The sequence below is a fragment of the Ruegeria sp. BHSB056 genome (genome assembly GCF_059613305.1).
In genome coordinates, this window is the sequence record NZ_JBXWSG010000017.1 from 11,469 (window position 1) to 27,918 (window position 16,450).

The 16,450-nt window shown below is 57.6% G+C and carries 18 protein-coding genes; 11 read left to right on the forward strand and 7 right to left on the reverse strand.

All coding sequences use genetic code 11. The features are described 5' to 3' along the window. The first annotated feature begins 4 nt into the window (after positions 1–4). The 4 genes from AC2FND_RS06505 to AC2FND_RS06520 all read left to right on the forward strand — a co-directional run bounded on the left by AC2FND_RS06505 (position 5) and on the right by AC2FND_RS06520 (position 3,177). Positions 5–799, forward strand: a complete 795-nt coding sequence (locus AC2FND_RS06505; RefSeq protein ID WP_496768656.1) for an LpxI family protein — start codon at positions 5–7, stop codon at positions 797–799. After that, entirely contained in the window at positions 799–1,965 is a 1,167-nt protein-coding gene (gene lpxB / locus AC2FND_RS06510) for a lipid-A-disaccharide synthase (protein WP_496768658.1), read from the forward strand. Before AC2FND_RS06505 ends, lpxB begins: the two co-directional genes overlap by 1 nt. Continuing rightward, entirely contained in the window at positions 1,958–2,533 is a 576-nt protein-coding gene (locus AC2FND_RS06515) for a hypothetical protein (RefSeq protein WP_496768659.1), read from the forward strand. Before lpxB ends, AC2FND_RS06515 begins: the two co-directional genes overlap by 8 nt. 98 nt (positions 2,534–2,631) lie before the next feature. Next, positions 2,632–3,177: a carboxymuconolactone decarboxylase family protein gene (locus AC2FND_RS06520; protein ID WP_496768660.1), complete on the forward strand. Its 546-nt coding sequence runs from the start codon at positions 2,632–2,634 to the stop codon at positions 3,175–3,177. On the opposite strand, the gene mnmA is transcribed toward AC2FND_RS06520, so the two are convergent. Next, positions 3,174–4,319 carry a tRNA 2-thiouridine(34) synthase MnmA gene (mnmA, locus tag AC2FND_RS06525; RefSeq protein WP_480493209.1) on the reverse strand — a complete coding sequence of 382 codons (1,146 nt, stop codon included), beginning with the start codon at positions 4,317–4,319 and terminating at the stop codon, positions 3,174–3,176. The two genes, AC2FND_RS06520 and mnmA, sit on opposite strands and share 4 nt — an antisense overlap. Positions 4,320–4,447: 128 nt before the next feature. On the opposite strand from mnmA, the gene sciP reads away from it, so the two are divergent. The 5 genes from sciP to AC2FND_RS06550 all read left to right on the forward strand — a co-directional run bounded on the left by sciP (position 4,448) and on the right by AC2FND_RS06550 (position 10,241). After that, entirely contained in the window at positions 4,448–4,741 is a 294-nt protein-coding gene (sciP, locus tag AC2FND_RS06530) for a CtrA inhibitor SciP (protein ID WP_267364743.1), read from the forward strand. An 85-nt stretch (positions 4,742–4,826) separates the two neighbouring features. After that, positions 4,827–5,543 (forward strand): response regulator transcription factor CtrA, encoded by a 717-nt coding sequence (ctrA, locus tag AC2FND_RS06535; protein WP_267364745.1) that lies wholly within the window; start codon positions 4,827–4,829, stop codon positions 5,541–5,543. Between the two features lie 123 nt (positions 5,544–5,666). Continuing rightward, positions 5,667–7,919: an NAD-dependent DNA ligase LigA gene (gene ligA / locus AC2FND_RS06540; RefSeq protein ID WP_496768662.1), complete on the forward strand. Its 2,253-nt coding sequence runs from the start codon at positions 5,667–5,669 to the stop codon at positions 7,917–7,919. After that, entirely contained in the window at positions 7,916–10,006 is a 2,091-nt protein-coding gene (recG, locus tag AC2FND_RS06545; RefSeq protein WP_496768663.1) for an ATP-dependent DNA helicase RecG, read from the forward strand. Before ligA ends, recG begins: the two co-directional genes overlap by 4 nt. A gap of 112 nt (positions 10,007–10,118) precedes the next feature. Beyond that, on the forward strand, positions 10,119–10,241 hold the full coding sequence (locus tag AC2FND_RS06550) for a hypothetical protein (protein ID WP_280922355.1): 123 nt from the start codon (positions 10,119–10,121) through the stop codon (positions 10,239–10,241). Positions 10,242–10,425: 184 nt separating this feature from the next. Here the strand turns inward: AC2FND_RS06550 and AC2FND_RS06555 are convergent, their stop codons facing one another. Both AC2FND_RS06555 and AC2FND_RS06560 read right to left on the reverse strand, forming a co-directional pair. Then, positions 10,426–11,064, reverse strand: coding sequence for a MarC family protein (locus AC2FND_RS06555; protein WP_209596212.1), 639 nt, complete (start codon positions 11,062–11,064; stop codon positions 10,426–10,428). 58 nt (positions 11,065–11,122) lie between these two features. Continuing rightward, on the reverse strand, positions 11,123–11,575 hold the full coding sequence (locus tag AC2FND_RS06560) for an iron-sulfur cluster assembly scaffold protein (RefSeq protein WP_209503969.1): 453 nt from the start codon (positions 11,573–11,575) through the stop codon (positions 11,123–11,125). Positions 11,576–11,623: 48 nt separating this feature from the next. Between AC2FND_RS06560 and hisI the strand changes: the two genes are divergently transcribed. Continuing rightward, a complete protein-coding gene (gene hisI, locus AC2FND_RS06565; RefSeq protein ID WP_496768665.1) occupies positions 11,624–12,013 on the forward strand; it encodes a phosphoribosyl-AMP cyclohydrolase in 390 nt (129 codons plus the stop codon). Between the two features lie 3 nt (positions 12,014–12,016). Here the strand turns inward: hisI and gluQRS are convergent, their stop codons facing one another. The 4 genes from gluQRS to AC2FND_RS06585 form a co-directional block, all read right to left on the reverse strand. Continuing rightward, positions 12,017–12,898, reverse strand: a complete 882-nt coding sequence (gene gluQRS, locus AC2FND_RS06570; protein WP_496768666.1) for a tRNA glutamyl-Q(34) synthetase GluQRS — start codon at positions 12,896–12,898, stop codon at positions 12,017–12,019. After that, positions 12,895–13,509, reverse strand: a complete 615-nt coding sequence (locus AC2FND_RS06575; RefSeq protein WP_496768668.1) for a class I SAM-dependent DNA methyltransferase — start codon at positions 13,507–13,509, stop codon at positions 12,895–12,897. Before AC2FND_RS06575 ends, gluQRS begins: the two co-directional genes overlap by 4 nt. 37 nt (positions 13,510–13,546) lie before the next feature. Next, entirely contained in the window at positions 13,547–14,887 is a 1,341-nt protein-coding gene (trmFO, locus tag AC2FND_RS06580; protein WP_496768669.1) for a methylenetetrahydrofolate--tRNA-(uracil(54)-C(5))-methyltransferase (FADH(2)-oxidizing) TrmFO, read from the reverse strand. A 255-nt stretch (positions 14,888–15,142) separates the two neighbouring features. Beyond that, positions 15,143–15,928: an enoyl-CoA hydratase gene (locus tag AC2FND_RS06585; RefSeq protein ID WP_496768670.1), complete on the reverse strand. Its 786-nt coding sequence runs from the start codon at positions 15,926–15,928 to the stop codon at positions 15,143–15,145. 58 nt (positions 15,929–15,986) lie between these two features. On the opposite strand from AC2FND_RS06585, the gene AC2FND_RS06590 reads away from it, so the two are divergent. Continuing rightward, positions 15,987–16,430, forward strand: a complete 444-nt coding sequence (locus AC2FND_RS06590; RefSeq protein ID WP_496768672.1) for a PaaI family thioesterase — start codon at positions 15,987–15,989, stop codon at positions 16,428–16,430. Positions 16,431–16,450: the final 20 nt, after the last annotated feature.

Consider the following 16,450-nt stretch of genomic DNA (forward strand, 5'->3'; position numbering starts at 1 on the left):
GAACATGCTTGCGTTGATTGCGGGAACCGGGGCGCTGCCGACCGAATTGGTTGCCCAACTGGCGGAACGCCCGCTGATCTGCGCGATGGAAGGGTTCCTGCCGGATGATCTGGTCGCAGATGTCGTGTTTCCGCTTGAACAGCTTGGCAGTTTTATCGCAGGGCTTCAGGCAAGGGGCGTGACCGAGATCTGCATGGCCGGTGCAGTTCGGCGCCCGCAGGTTGATCCCAAACTTATTGACGCGGCAACGATGCCGTTGGTTCCGGTGATCCAGCAGGCCATGCTGTCGGGTGATGACGGAGCATTGCGGGCTATCATTGGCCTGCTGGAAGGTGCCGGTATGCGAGTCCGGGCAGCGCAGGAAATCGCCCCAAGCCTGTTGCCGCCTTTGGGCTGTCTGACCGAAGTGCATCCATCCGAAAGTGACATGACAGATGCAGACCGTGCTGCCGGAATTCTGCGGGCCATGGGGGCTGCGGATATTGGTCAGGCCTGTGCCGTCTCAAAAGGGCAGGTGTTGGCAGTCGAGGGTGTCTTTGGAACCGCCTGGATGCTTCAATCCCTGACGCAACGCCCGGACGCGGGCGGCGGCATATTGTTCAAAGGCCCAAAGCCCGATCAGGACCGGCGTGCTGATCTGCCTGCCATCGGGCCCGATACCGTCACGGATGCGGTCGCGGCAGGCTTGTCTGGCATCGTTCTGGAAAAGGGCGGTGTACTGGTTTTGGAAAAAGAACAGGTCGTCGCCGAATGTAACCGTCTTGGGCTGTTCCTGTATATTCGCGAGCGGGCGGTCTGATGCGCGTCTTTCTGGTCGCCGGTGAACCTTCGGGCGACCGGCTGGGCGGCGCGTTGATGGAGGGGCTGAAAACACTGATCCCCGATATTGAATTCGACGGGGTGGGCGGACCTTTGATGGCGGCTCAGGGGCTGACCAGCCGGTTTCCCATGTCGGAGCTTTCGGTGATGGGTTTGATCGAGGTTCTGCCGAAGTTTTTCCACCTCAAGCGTCGGATCTCGGAGACCGCGCACGCAGTGTTGGACACGCGGCCGGATGTTCTGATCACCATCGACAGCCCTGATTTCAGCCTGCGTGTCGCCAAAATCGTCAAAGGTGCCAGTGATATTCGCACCGTGCACTACGTTGCGCCCAGTGTCTGGGCCTGGCGTCCGGGGCGGGCGGATAAAATGGCAAAGGTCATCGACCATGTGCTGGCACTGCTTCCGTTCGAGCCGCCATACATGGAGCGGGCCGGGATGGAGTGCGACTTTGTCGGCCACCCGGTCACCAGCGAACCGACGGCAACACCGGCCGAGATTTCGGCATTCCGGAGCAAGTACGACCTGGGCGATGCACCAATCCTGCTGGCTCTGCCCGGATCGCGCCGGGGTGAAATTGAGCGTCTGGCAGACACGTTCGGTGAGGCATTGCAGCTGTTTTTGAAGGACCATCCAAGTTATCGCGTCGTGGTTCCAACCGTGGGTGCGACAACTGATTTGGTCAACGCTCTGACGCAAAACTGGCCGGGTGCACCAAAAGTGCTCGACCCGCGACAAATGGGGGCCGGGCTAGCCACGGTCGAAAAACGCGCGGCCTTTGGCACGGCATGTATTGCGCTGGCCGCTTCGGGTACTGTTTCGTTGGAACTGGCCGCGCAGAATACACCTATGGTGATCGCCTACAAACTCAATTGGCTAACCCAGAAAATGGCTGAACGCATGGTCAAGCTGGACACTGTTACATTGGTCAATCTGGTATCTGAAACACGCGCCGTGCCTGAATGCCTGCTGAACGATTGCCAACCAGAAATGATCGCCAAAGCCCTGCATGATGTGACCAACGCCCCTGACGCTCAGAAACTCGCGATGAACCTGACAATGGAACGGTTGGGGCGCGGAGGAGATGCTCCGGGATTGCGGGCGGCACGGGCTGTGCTGGACAGAATGCAGATTAAGAATGCTTGATCACGCGCTGTTCGCCGCTTCAGCCGGGATTGCCATGATATCCACTAATCTGGACAATCTGGCCGTCTTGCTGGGTTTGGTATTGGTGATCGAGCAGCGCCGCGCCATCATTGGCTTTGCTGTCGCACAGACAATCGTTCTGACAATGGCCATGACCGTCGCATTGGGCGTTGACCAGAGTGGCGCGCCGTTTTGGATCGGGTTTCTGGGTCTTGTGCCACTGGTCTTTGGTCTGCGCGGTATCTGGCGGCAGTTCGTCGGGGCCAATTCTGGAGAAACCGAGGCAAAAGGGGCCGTAACATCGGTGGTTACCCTGTTCCTGAGCCTGTCGATTGACAGTTTCGCGGTCATGACACCGCTATTGGCGGATTCTGCCCCTTCATACCGTGTTGCCGCCTTGATTGGCGCAGCATTGGCTGCTTCAGTTCTGGTCTTTACCGCCGCCTGGGGCGCCCCTCGGGCCAAAAGCCTGGGGCCACGCGTTGCCCGTATGGATCGGATCGCCCCATACATCATGGTCTGCGTCGGGCTCTATATCCTCTTCAATTCGCCCACGGATACCCTGTAACAGGCTTGTTCCGGCGTTCCGTCTCGGGTTTGTGATCCGCGAGCGTCTGTTGCTGCGGAGCGGACTTAAGATATCCTAGCGGAAAAGGAGATTTAATCATGACCCGCATCCCCCCTTTGGCGGACGCCGAGATGGCAGACGAGACACGCGTGTCACATGCGGTTTTGGGTGCTTATGGCTCGTTCGACAATTGGGCCCGGGTCGCCGCACATTGTCCACCGGTTCTGGAACATATCGCGGGCATGTTGACGGCGTTGCGGGAACAGCAGACCTTGCCGCGTCGTGCGCTGGAATTGGCCATGGTGACGGTTTCCAAATTGAACGCCTGTGACTACTGCGTCTCACATCATACTCCGCTGTTGACGGTTGCAGGTCTCAGCCCCGAAGGCGCTGCGCGTTTGCTAGATGTCGACAACCACCCCGAACTGGACGCGTGCGACAAGGCCGTCGTGCGATACGCCGAGGCTGTAACGACACGATCAGGCCGTATGCGCGACGCCGAGGTTTCCGGCCTGCGGGACTGGTTCAGCGATGCCCAGATTGTCGAGTTAACCTGGCGCATCGCATTGTGCGGTGCATTCAACCGGTTCAACGATGCGCTTCAGATCCAGATCGAACCAGAGGTTGAACCGGTTTCGGCCTAGTATCCGCGCCAGATCCAGCCGCCACCAAAAATGCGGCTGCCTTCCGAGGCATAGAAGACGCAGGCCTGACCGGGCGAGATGCCTTCTTCGGGTGTCAGCAATTCAACTTCGGCAGTGGTGTCGGACAGCGGTCGAATAATGGCCTCGCGCGGGGGGCGGGTCGAACGGACCTTGACTGAAAGGTGCCATTCTTCGCGCGAAGTGAAGGGTTCATCGCCCAGCCAGTTGATCTCACGCACGGGAACGACACGCGTTGCCAACATCTCTTTGGGGCCGACGACGACCTGTTTCTTGTCCACGTCCAGCTTGACCACATAAAGCGGCTCGCTCAGGCCGCCGATGCCCAAGCCGCGCCTTTGGCCGATCGTATAGTGGATCACACCGTTATGCTGTGCCAGTACGTGGCCATCGGCATGAACAATCTCGCCCGGTTCCGCAGCACCGGGGCGCAGCTTTTCAATGACGCTGGCATAGTTGCCGTCGGGCACAAAGCAGATGTCCTGACTGTCGGGCTTGTCCGCTACAGACAACCCATATTGAGCCGCCATTTCGCGGGTCGCGTCTTTTGAGGGCAGGTGACCAAGCGGGAAGCGCAGGAAATCAAGCTGTTCCGGCGTTGTCGAAAACAGGAAATAGGATTGGTCCCGGTTAGCATCTTCGGCGCTGTGCAGTTCCGGGCCGTCTGGCCCCATTTTGCGCTGGATATAGTGCCCGGTGGCCATACAGTCGGCCTCAAGATCCTTGGCGGTTTCCAGAAGGTCCTTGAATTTTACCCGCTCGTTGCAGCGAATGCAGGGGACGGGTGTTGCGCCTGCCAGATAGCTTTCCGCAAACTCATCGATCACCGCGTCTTTGAAGATGTTTTCATAGTCCAGAACATAGTGGGGAAACCCGCGCTCTTCCGCCACACGGCGCGCATCGTGGATATCGATCCCGGCACAACACGCCCCTTTCTTGGCCAGAGCCGCGCCATGGTCATAGAGTTGCAGTGTCACCCCCACCACATCATAGCCCTGATCGGCCAAGTAGGCCGCGACGACAGAGCTATCGACGCCCCCTGACATGGCCACAACCACCCGTGTTTCCGACGGCGGTTTGGCAAAGCCAAGCGAGTTCAGCGGGGTCTCGGTGTCGAGGGCCATTGGCGGTTCCTGTCCGGGTTAAGAAAGACCGGCAGAATATAGGAAAATTCTACACACTCTCAAGAGGCGGTTTCATACGACCTTAAGTAGGCTGGCGTCAGCTTTGATGCAGCAAAAAGGGTAAAGCGATGTATTTGCACAAAGTGGAAGGGCCAAGGTCTGTTTCTTTGCCGGATGGGTCCATACTGACGCGCGCCGATCTGCCGCCGACAAGCACAAGGCGGTGGGTGGCCTCACGCAAGATTCTGGTCGTGCGTGGTGTGCTTTACGGGCTGATCAGCCTGTCTGAGGCAAAACAGAAATACGGCATAAGTGACGAAGAGTTCAACGGCTGGGTTTCCCTAGTCGCGGAACACGGTGTCGAGGCTTTGAAAGCCACGGCCTTAAAAAAATATCGACAACCTAAGGGAGAGCGGGAATAAATGATTCAACGGTAACGTCAGATTAACCATTCTTGGTCAGGTTTGATTTTAATTGGAATTATTGACCCGAATTGGAGCAGTGAAAATGCGTATACTTCTTGTCGAGGATGATCCGACCACGTCTAAAAGCATCGAACTGATGCTGACGCATGCGAACCTAAACGTTTATGCAACGGATCTTGGCGAAGAAGGTATCGATCTGGCAAAGCTCTACGATTACGACCTGATCTTGCTGGACCTGAACCTGCCGGATATGAACGGGCATGAAGTGTTGCGCCAGTTGCGGATTGCCCGGGTGGAAACACCTATCCTGATCCTTTCGGGCGCAGATGATACGGACAGCAAGATCAAAGGTTTCGGGTTTGGCGCGGATGACTATCTGACCAAACCCTTCCATCGCGAAGAACTGGTGGCTCGCATTCATGCCATCATCCGCCGGTCGAAAGGGCATTCGCAGTCCATCATCCACACTGGTCGCGTGGCTGTAAATCTGGACGCCAAGACCGTTGAGGTGGACGGAAAAACCGTGCACCTGACAGGAAAAGAGTACCAGATGCTGGAATTGCTCAGCTTGCGTAAGGGCACGACTCTGACCAAGGAAATGTTTCTGAACCACCTTTACGGCGGCATGGATGAACCCGAGTTGAAGATCATCGACGTCTTCATCTGCAAACTGCGCAAAAAACTCAGCAACGCAACGGGTGGCGAGAATTATATCGAAACCGTATGGGGCCGGGGTTACGTGTTGCGCGATCCGCAAAGCAACACTCTGGACGAGACGAGAATGGCGGTCGGCCTCTGATTTGAACCGTTTGTGTCGCTGGTAGTCCAGGGCGGCACGTTGCACTCACGGCTCAGCACATCTGGACCTGGCCATGACCTCGCCCTATCACTGAGGTCCAAGAACGCGTGACAGGGCGAGGCCATGAGCAATTCCATTCCCATATCAGACCTGACGGATGATGAGGCGCGTGCCGAACTGGCGCGGTTGGCGGACATCCTGTCGCGAGCCAACACTCTGTATCACGCAGAAGATGCGCCCGAGTTGTCGGATGCGGATTATGATGCCCTCAAACGCAGAAACGCCGAGATCGAGGCGCGTTTCCCCCACTTGAAACGTGCTGACAGCCCAACAGAGCAAGTCGGTGCCAAACCGGCGGACGGGTTTTCGAAAGTTACTCATGCCGTCCGAATGATGTCACTGGGCAACGCGTTCGACGATGGGGACATTGCCGATTTCGACACCTCGATTCGCAAATATCTGGGCCTTGATGCAGGCGCGCCGCTGGCTTTCACAGCCGAACCCAAGATTGACGGCCTGTCTTTGTCCTTGCGCTATGAGAGCGGACAGCTGGTTCAGGCCGCAACGCGGGGCGACGGTGAAGTTGGCGAGAACGTGACGGCCAACGCGTGCACCGTCTCTGATATTCCACAGCAGATTGAAAACGCGCCCGAAATTCTTGAGGTCCGGGGCGAGATTTACATGTCTCACTCTGATTTCGAAGCGTTGAATAAGCGGCAGGCTGAACGGGGGGGCAAGTCCTTTGCCAACCCGCGCAATGCGGCGGCAGGGTCACTGCGTCAGCTGGATTCGGAAATTACCCGATCGCGCCCGTTGCGCTTCTTCGCCTATGCCTGGGGTGAACTGTCAGAACCTTTGGCGGATACCCAGATGGGAGCGATTGAGCGTCTTGCGGCCCTTGGGTTCCCCACGAATCCCTTGACCCGGCTATGTACCACGACTGAGGACATGATCGCTCATTACCGGGATATCGAAGCGCAGCGTGCGACCTTGGGGTATGACATCGATGGGGTTGTCTACAAGGTAAACGATCTGTCGTTGCAGGCGCGTTTGGGTTTCCGCTCAACGACGCCAAGATGGGCAATCGCACATAAATTCCCAGCCGAACTGGCCTGGACCAGATTGGAGGCGATCGACATTCAGGTTGGTCGCACAGGGGCGCTCAGCCCCGTGGCACGGTTGCATCCTGTAACGGTTGGCGGGGTGGTCGTCTCCAATGCCACTTTGCACAACGAGGATTACATCGCCGGGCGCGACGCCAAAGGCGGCACGATCCGTGATGGAAAAGATATCCGAGTGGGCGATTGGGTTCAGGTCTATCGCGCGGGCGACGTGATCCCCAAACTGTCGGATGTCGACTTGTCCAAACGCCCCGCCGATGCACGTCCCTTTGCCTTTCCGACACATTGCCCCGAATGCGAGAGCGATGCGATCCGCGAAGAAGGCGACGCGGTTCGACGGTGCACCGGCGGCCTGATCTGTCCTGCGCAGGCCGTTGAAAAGCTGAAACATTTCGTGTCCCGCAAAGCTTTTGATATAGAAGGGCTGGGTGCAAAACAGATTGAAATGTTCTATGGTGATCCAACCCTTCCGATCAATGCGCCAGCTGATATCTTCACGCTGGAACAGCGGGACTCAGCTAGTCTGACGCGGTTGAAAAACCGGGACGGGTGGGGCGAAACATCCGCCAGGAACCTGTTCGAAGCCATTGATGAAAAACGGAAAATACCCTTTGCGCGCTTGTTGTTCGCACTGGGCATTCGACATGTTGGTGAAGTGGGCGCGCGTGATCTGGCACTTTTTTACCGCGACTGGGATGCAATGGCGCTCGCGTTGGACACTGCACGCCCGGCTGCGCTGGCCCAAAGGCGGGCGGATGAGGCGGAAGATGCCGAGCGTGCGGCGGCCCAGCTTGAAGGGCGTCGCGCGCGCGTGAAAGAAGTGCGGGACGCAGCCATCGCGGATGCCAATGTCGGTGCAGATGCCAATGCCGCCTGGACAGAGCTGATCGGCATCGACGGTATTGGCGCAACGCTTGGCCTTTCGCTGTCGGACGCATTTGCCAATGAAGAGGAACGACGGGCTTTCGACACGCTGCGCAGCGAATTGACGGTTATCGCCCCCGACGCGCCAGCCTCGGACAGTCCGGTCGCGGGTAAAACCGTAGTGTTCACCGGAACGCTGGAAAAGATGACCCGCGCCGAGGCGAAAGCGCGGGCCGAGGCGTTGGGCGCGAAGGTTTCCGGATCTGTCAGCAAGAAAACCGATATTCTGGTTGCGGGTCCCGGGGCCGGGTCAAAGGCGAAGAAGGCAGCGGAACTTGGGATCGAAACTTTGGACGAGGATGGCTGGCTTCAGCTGATAGAAGGCGCATGAGCGGACGGCCCGAACAGCTTTTCCCGCTATTTGCGGGGCTGGAAACGTTGGATGGCGTCGGCCCCAAGACCGCACAAGCCATGGCACAGACCGGGGCGGTATCCCCGCGCGATGTTCTGTTCAGCCTGCCTTATGCCGTGGTGGATCGGCGCAGGCGGGATACAATTCAGGGGGTGGACCTGCCGGCCACTCTGACTGTCGACGTGACAGTTGGCCTGCACAGGCCACCCCGCAACAAGGGGGGGGCCTACCGCGTTCATGTCGAAGACAGTCAGGCCGATTTCCAGCTGGTCTTTTTCCACGCACGTGGTGAGTATCTGAAGAAAGTGTTGCCGCAAGGATCACGCCGCGTGGTTTCCGGCAAGTTGGAACTGTTCGACGGCATGGCACAGATGGTGCATCCGGACCACATGCTGCCCGTTGAACAAGCCGGAGATATCCCGGAATTCGAACCGGTTTACCACCTGACGCAAGGGCTGACCCAGAAAACAGCATTCAAGGCCAGTCGCAGTGCATTGGCACGCGCTCCCAAGCTAGAGGAATGGATCGATCCGGCGCAGGTGTCACAGCAAAACTGGCCGGATTGGGCTTCGGCCATTCACGCCGGTCACAATCCGCGCGGCGCTGATGATGTCGCGCCGTTTGCCCCCGCGCGACAGCGGCTGGCGTATGACGAGTTGTTTGCGCATCAGCTGACGCTCGCTCTGGCCCGGCAGCGAGAGCGCAAGTCGCGGGGGATCGTCAGCGTTGGAACCGGGGCACTGCAATCAAAGGTGTTGGCAAGCCTTCCATATCGCCCCACTGGCGCACAAACGCGCGCCATTGATGAGATTTCGGCTGATGTGGCGTCTGACGCCCGAATGAACCGGCTGTTACAGGGCGACGTCGGCGCCGGTAAGACGCTGGTTGCCTTCATGGCCCTTCTGATCGCGGTTGAGGCAGGCGGGCAGGGCGTGATGATGGCCCCGACTGAAATTCTGGCACGCCAGCATCTGGAAGGATTGCGCCCCCTGGCGGAGCAGGCCGGAGTGGTTCTGGAACTGCTTACCGGACGTGACAAGGGCGCGGAGCGGCGTGCCAAGCTTGAGGCGCTTAAACAAGGCGATATTCACATTCTGGTTGGCACACATGCAGTGTTTCAAAGCGATGTTGAATTCAAGGCGCTGAGATTGGCCATCGTCGACGAACAGCACCGGTTTGGCGTGCGGCAGAGGATGGAATTGTCGGAAAAAGGCAAGGGAGCCGATGTTCTGGTAATGACCGCCACCCCCATCCCGCGCAGTCTGGCGCTGGCGCAATATGGCGATATGGATGTTTCGGTGTTGGATGAAAAACCTCCGGGGCGAAAACCGATCAAAACGGCAATTGTCAGCACACAGCGTATGGACGAAGTCATCGCCCACCTGCGGCGCGCGATTGATGAGGGGCGACAGTGTTACTGGGTGTGTCCTCTGGTCGACGAATCCGAAGTTTCAGACCTTACAGCGGCCGAGGAACGCTTCAAACGCCTGCGGGCCATTTTGGGTGAGGGCGTTGTGGGGCTGGTTCATGGTCAGATGCCACCTGCTGACAAAGACGCCGCGATGACCGCGTTTCAGAACGGGCAAACAAAGGTGCTTGTTGCCACGACGGTGATCGAGGTCGGCGTGAACGTACCCAACGCAACGATCATGGTCATTGAACGGGCCGAGATCTTTGGGCTGGCGCAATTGCACCAGTTGCGGGGGCGCGTTGGGCGCGGGGATGCGGAATCCACCTGTTTGCTGATGTATCAACCACCGCTCAGCGAGGGTGGGCGCAAGCGGCTGGAGGTTCTGCGCGAGACAGAGGATGGCTTCCGAATCTCGGAAACTGACCTTGAGATGCGAGGCGCGGGCGATCTGATCGGGACTGCGCAATCCGGGTTGCCAAAATTCCATATCGCGGACCTGGAACGTCAGGCAGGATTGATGGCCGTCGCCCAATCCGATGCGCGGGCGCTGCTAACGACCGATCCCAAACTGACCTCGGACAGGGGACAGGCCGCGCGTGTTCTGCTTTGGCTGATGAAACAGGATCAGGCGATCCGTTTGATTTCAGTGGGTTAGCTTTAACGTTCTCTAAAGTTCACAAATGTTCTCAAAAAGTTCTTTACCTGCGCTTGGAAATATGAGAACAAAAGGTCAACAAAGGATTAAAACTCTGACCGGAGGTGACCCTATGCTGACCCAGATCAAGACCGCTTTCTGCCGCGCGCAATCGACTATCCTGCAGGATGCCGTTGGCGTGGTGTCTTTGGTCGTGATGCTGATGGTGGCTCTTCACCTACCGGTTGGTTTTTAAGCCTTTCTGCCTGCGATCTCGTGCCGAAAAATCCGCGCTGTCATCCCCATTTCAGTCAAGGGTGACCTGCCTGTCCCAAACCCCTTGAGGGGCCATGCCTCGGCCCCGCGCGGTACACCGGACCCCACACGAGACACGCAATACCTGCCGCCGCCCTTTCGCCCGGAAAGCGCGGCGGCTTTTTTTACAATTGGCCGGTTTTGAAGATTTCCAACAGCGCGGACAGGACTGAGTTAGCAGCTACCGAGGCCAAGATCATGCCCATGACACGGCTGATGATTGCCGCGCCTGAATGACCGATCAGCCGAATGATGGGCTCGGCCAATAGCATCAGCACAAACGCAACCAGCAATACAGAAAGCATGACAAGCGCTGTGATACCCTGATCTGCGATACTGTAGCGGTGGTTGTCCGTCAGGATAACGATTGCCAGCATTGCACCGGGCGATGCCAGTGAAGGCACGGCAAGCGGGAAGATCGCCGGGTTCTGCTGGTGATACGCGTCTTCACGGTCTTCTTCGGCTTGCCTTTGTTCAACCTCTTGTTTGCTCTCACCAAAGATCATCGTCAGGGCAAAAAGGAACAGGATAATACCGCCAGCGACCTGAAACGAATTCAGCCCGATATCCAGCGCTTCAATCAGCACCTGACCAAATACTAGGAAGAACAGCAATACGGCAGCACTTATCACGGCTGCTAACAGCGCTGTCCGCCGCCGGCCTGCCGCGTCCAATCCGGCCGTAACTGCGATGAAAACGGGAATTGTTCCAATCGGGTCGATAACGACCCAAAGCGTCACGAAATGCTCGAGCAAATTATTCAAACCCATCCCTCCTGAAATCTGTGCTGAGGGTAAACGGGTTTACGCCAAATAGCTATAATCAGGCGCAGTTTGCCTGTTCAGCCTGCGCCATAGCCTCAGCCGCGGCATCCAGAACCAGCAGGATCGACGCGTGGCGGTTCTTATAATCCCGTGCGGGCATAAGCACTTCAAGCCCGTCAAACGGCGCATCGGGTGCAGGGCCACCAGTCTTGAGCATGGCCGCCAACTGATCGCGCGCAGCTTCGACCTGCGCCCGCGACGCGCCAATTATTGCATCTCCGACGACCGAGGCGGACGCTTGCCCCAAAGCACAGGCCTTGACGTCCTGACCAAAGGCACTGATCTGACCATCGCGAACCTTGATGTCCACAGTTACAGTCGATCCGCATAAAGGTGAGCGTTTCTTAACAGTTGCATCGGGATCTTCCAGTCGTTCAAGATACGGAATATCCGCAGCCAGCGCCAGAATGCGCCCGGAGTACAGCTTAATCAGGTCGTTCTCGCCGCTCATGGCTTTCCCTCGTCGTGTGTTACCCATACATAGTGGCCAGCCCACCGGTTGCAAAAGGTTTTTAAGATGTCTGACCCAGTCGTGTTTGATCCCTTTACCTTGAGATTTAATGAGGCGGGTCTGATCCCGGCGATTGCGCAGGATGAAACATCAGGCGAAGTTCTGATGATGGCCTGGATGAATGTGCAGTCGGTTGAGAAGACCCTTGAAACCGGGCGGGTAACCTATTGGTCGCGCTCGCGGCAGGCCTTCTGGATCAAGGGCGAAACCTCGGGCCATGTGCAGGAATTGGTGGATTTCCGGATCGATTGCGACCGGGACTGCCTATTGGTTCTGGTCCGTCAAACCGGTGCAGCCTGCCATACCAACCGACGAACCTGTTTTTTTACCGCCGTTCGGGATGGGATCGAAACTGAACTGATGGCGCCAATGGAGTAGGGGTCAAAGCCCAACCATTCGGCGAATGTCGTCGGGGCTGGCTCCTTCGGCCCGGTATTTTGAAATCGCGCGGGCATCGTCGCGTTTGGCCAGCCGTTTGCCTGCACCATCGCGGATCAGATCATGGTGGAAATACTCGGGTGTCGGCAGGTTCAGTAACGCCTGCAACAGAACGTGGATGCGGGTCGCGTCAAACAGGTCCCGTCCTCGAACCACCTGTGTTACGCCCTGAGCAGCATCGTCAAGTACGACGGACAAATGATACGACGTCCCCATGTCACGGCGAGACAGAACAACATCACCTATGGTGGTTATCAACTCATCAGGCGTGAAAGTGGTAATACCGGTTTCGCCGCCCGGACCCGAACCCAGCTCAAGAAACCGATACCTGTCGGGGTTGCGGACTGCCCGACACGCCTTGACCACGTCCAATCGCAAGGGGTCCTGAGTTGGACGAGGAAGGATCGATAAATCTTTGCCAACAAACCTTTTTCGACAGGTCCCGGGATAAACAAGCCCGTCGGGTCCAAGCATCGGCGCGCCTTCCTGCGGCGCACTGGCTGCTGCTGCTATATCTTTGCGATTACACGTGCACGGATACAAAAGCCCCTGCGCCCATAGCTGGTCCAGCGCCTTATGGTAAACGTCCATACGATCCGATTGGCGCATTACGGGTTCAGGCCATGTCAGCCCCAGCCATCTGAGGTCGCTGTATATCTGATCCTCCCATAGCTGTCGTGAGCGGGATCGATCGATATCCTCAATTCGCAGCAAGAACCGGCCGCTTTCAGATGCGGCCCTATCGCTGGCAACCAACGCAGAATACGCGTGACCAAGGTGAAGGGGGCCTGTTGGGGATGGCGCAAAGCGCGTTACAAGAGTCACGCTTTTTCTAATACATACACGTCAGAGTTAAGGTTGATCCCAGGCAGGTGGGGGCCGTGTTCACGAAATAACAAACGTGCTGCCCCCATGTCGACCCAATCCGTCAGACGGCAGGTGAATTTATGGTCCGCCAACGCATGATCGTTCAGCGAAAAGCCAAGTAAACCACCCTTGGGCAGTGCGTGCATCAACAAATCCAGTGTCTCGGGCGGGGCAGCACCTTTTCCAATCACTCCAATAGCAGTGATCATCGTGTACTCCCCACGTTTCAACGGCGCAGGCTTGGCGATATCGAATCCGGTCAATGTTCGGTAAACGCCCTTGCTGGCGGCTTCCTGAAGCATGTTCTCTGTTGGGTCCATCCCATCGATGACCTCAAAGCCGACAGCGCGCAGGGCAAGCCCTGACAACCCGGTGCCGCAGCCGTAGTCCAGAATAGGTGTCTGAGGCTTCGGTGCGAAAGACCACAAAGCCGCAGCTACACGGCCCGGCGTGGCGTAACCGTGTTCACCAACTTCCTTTTCATAGGTCGCAGCCCAGTTCTGATAGTGCGCTTCAGTCGCTTCAGGCGTGCTGAGGTTGTATGTGCTGTTCAGAAACGTGTCGTTCATTCCAGCATGCTAGGCCGAGACCGCATTACGCGTCCAGTCAGCAATGTTCCAACCAGGTACTCCATTCAGCTTTGGCCCGGTCGGTATAGGCCTTGTACCGGTCTTTACGACCCCGGCGCCCGCCTTTCAGGCCATCCACGGGGCGAAACAGGCCGAAATTCACGTTCATCGGCTGAAAGGTCTTGGCCTCGGCACCGCCCGTAATGTGATGGATCAAAGCACCCATTGCGCTGTCTTGCGGAACGGTTGGCAGGTCACGCCCCAAAATCTGAGCAGCGGCAAGCCGACCAGCCAGCAACCCCATCGCGGCGCTTTCTACATAGCCTTCGACGCCCGTGATCTGTCCGGCAAACCGGATGTTGGGTTTGGATTTCAACCGCATTTGCGAATCCAAAAGCGTGGGAGAGTTGATGAACGTGTTGCGGTGGATGCCGCCCAACCGGGCAAAGCTGGCATTTTCCAAACCCGGGATCATACGGAACACGTCGGTCTGGGCGCCATACTTCATCTTGGTCTGGAAACCCACGATGTTGAACAAGGTGCCCAACGCGTTATCACGGCGCAGCTGCACCACTGCATGCGGTTTCACATCGGGCTCATGCGTGTTGGTCAGCCCGACCGGTTTCATCGGACCATGGCGCAGCGTTTCGCGACCGCGTTCGGCCATAACCTCGATGGGTAGACAGCCGTCAAAGTAACCTGCTGTCTCTCCTTCGTGAAATTCGGTTTTATCTGCTGCCAGAAGCGCATCTATGAAGGCTTCGTACTGATCCCGGTCCATCGGACAGTTCAGATAGGCTGTCCGCTCTTCTTCAGTCTCGCCCTTGTCGTAGCGTGATTGCATCCACGCTTTGCTCATGTCGATGCTCTCGGCATAGACGATCGGTGCGATGGCGTCGAAAAAGGCAAGTGCGTCAGACCCTGTCTCGGCCTGGATGGCCTGACCCAGCGCGGACGACGTCAGGGGACCGGTCGCAAAGACCCACTGACCTTCGTCGGGCAGGGTCGTTACTTCTTCGTCGGTTACCGTCACGCGCGGATGGGCGCGAAGTTTTGCAGTCACACTTTCTGCAAACGGGTCACGATCCACAGCCAGAGCGCCACCGGCTGGCAAGCGGTGTTCATCGGCTGTTGTCATGATCAACCCATTGGCGGCGCGCATTTCCCAATGCAGCAGGCCCACTGCGTTCTGCTCATCATCATCCGAACGGAACGAGTTCGAGCACACCATTTCCGCCAGGTTGCCGGTCTGGTGTGCAAAGGTGCCGATGGTCGGACGCATTTCGTGAATCACAACATCCACGCCCATTTCAGCAGCTTGCCAGGCCGCTTCTGACCCGGCCATGCCGCCGCCTACAATATGCAAAACTTGTGTCATGCGATGCCACATAGGGCAGACCACAATCGGGCGCAACTGAGGCAAAGCGGTTTCGCGAATTTTATGGAAGGTGTCTTGGGGTCGCCGCTGCGGGATTGTCAGCGCTGGTGAGAGAGACCAGCTGGAGGGACCTTCCGCCCACGGCGACCCAAAAGTGTCCTGAGGCCTTGGCCTCGACCCAGCTTTGCCACAGAGTCGCCCTTTTGAAAAGTGCAAAATTCAAAACAGTGGCGAAAAATGTGCAAAACAATTGCTTTATTGGGACCAATTTGGGGGACGTTTTTCGATAAAGGCTGAAATGCCTTCTTCTGTATCCCGGTAAAGCATGTTCTGCGCCATGACGTCGCCGGCATAGGCATAGGCCTGATCCAACGGCATCAGAAGCTGTTGATAAAACGCCTCTTTACCGATTTTGACCGCGGCTCCCAGTTTGGAGGCGACCAGTTCTGCAAGCGCATTGGCTTCGTGTTCAAGCCGTGTCTCGGGGACAACGCGGTTGACCAAACCCAGATCGGCAGAACGTTCGGCTGATATGAAGTCTCCGGTTGTCAGCATCTCAAATGCCTGCTTTCTGGGGATATTGCGGCTGAGGGCCACCATGGGGGTCGAGCAGAACAAGCCGATATTGACCCCGTTCACCCCAAACCGTGTGCCTTCGGCGGCGACGGCCATGTCACAGGTGGCCACCAGCTGACACCCGGCGGCGGTTGCAATGCCGTGGACCTGTGCGATGACGGGCTGGGGCAGGGACTGGATCGACATCATCACCTTCGCGCAGCGCGAAAACAGGTCATTGAAATAAGCCTTGCCACCATCTTCGGACTGGCGTCCGGCCGTCATCTGTTTCAGGTCGTGCCCGGCGCAAAAAGCCTTGCCCTGACCCGCCAGGATCACTGCCCGGATCGACGTGTCTTTACGCAACGTGTCCAGTTCAGCCTGAAGCGCCGAAAGCATCTCGTCGCTCAGCGCGTTCAGCCGCTCTGGGGCGTTCATTGTAAGCCTTGCAACAGCGCCGGTGTCGTTACGTTCCAGAATTGCCATCTTGCCCTCCGATCCCATGTTGGGCCAACTCTAAGTCGGTATGAGCAGGAGGGAAAGCATGGCGTTGGCAATGAACCGGGACGAACTGTCACAATACCTAAAGGAGGTTTTCCCACAGGTGCATAAAGACTTTGTCGTCGAAGACCTGACCCAAGATACAATCACCATGCGCCTTGTTGTGCAGGATCAGCATCTGCGGCCGGGGGGCACGGTTTCGGGGCCATCCATGTTTGGGCTGGCCGATGTTTGTGTATACGCGATGGTTCTGGCGCGAAAAGGGCGTCAATCCCTGGCGGTCACAACGAACAGTTCCCTGGACTTTCTGCGCAAACCAAAAGGCAACACGGACATGATCGCCAGATGTCGCCTGCTGAAACTGGGCCGGTCTTTGGCCGTCGGTGACGTGCTGATGTATTCCGACGGCGCGGAAGACCCTGTTGCCAGAGCGACGATGACCTATTCCCTGCCACCTGCAGGGTCTGCGGCGGCGAAGTTCGGATAAAAAAAGACCGGGGACAAGCC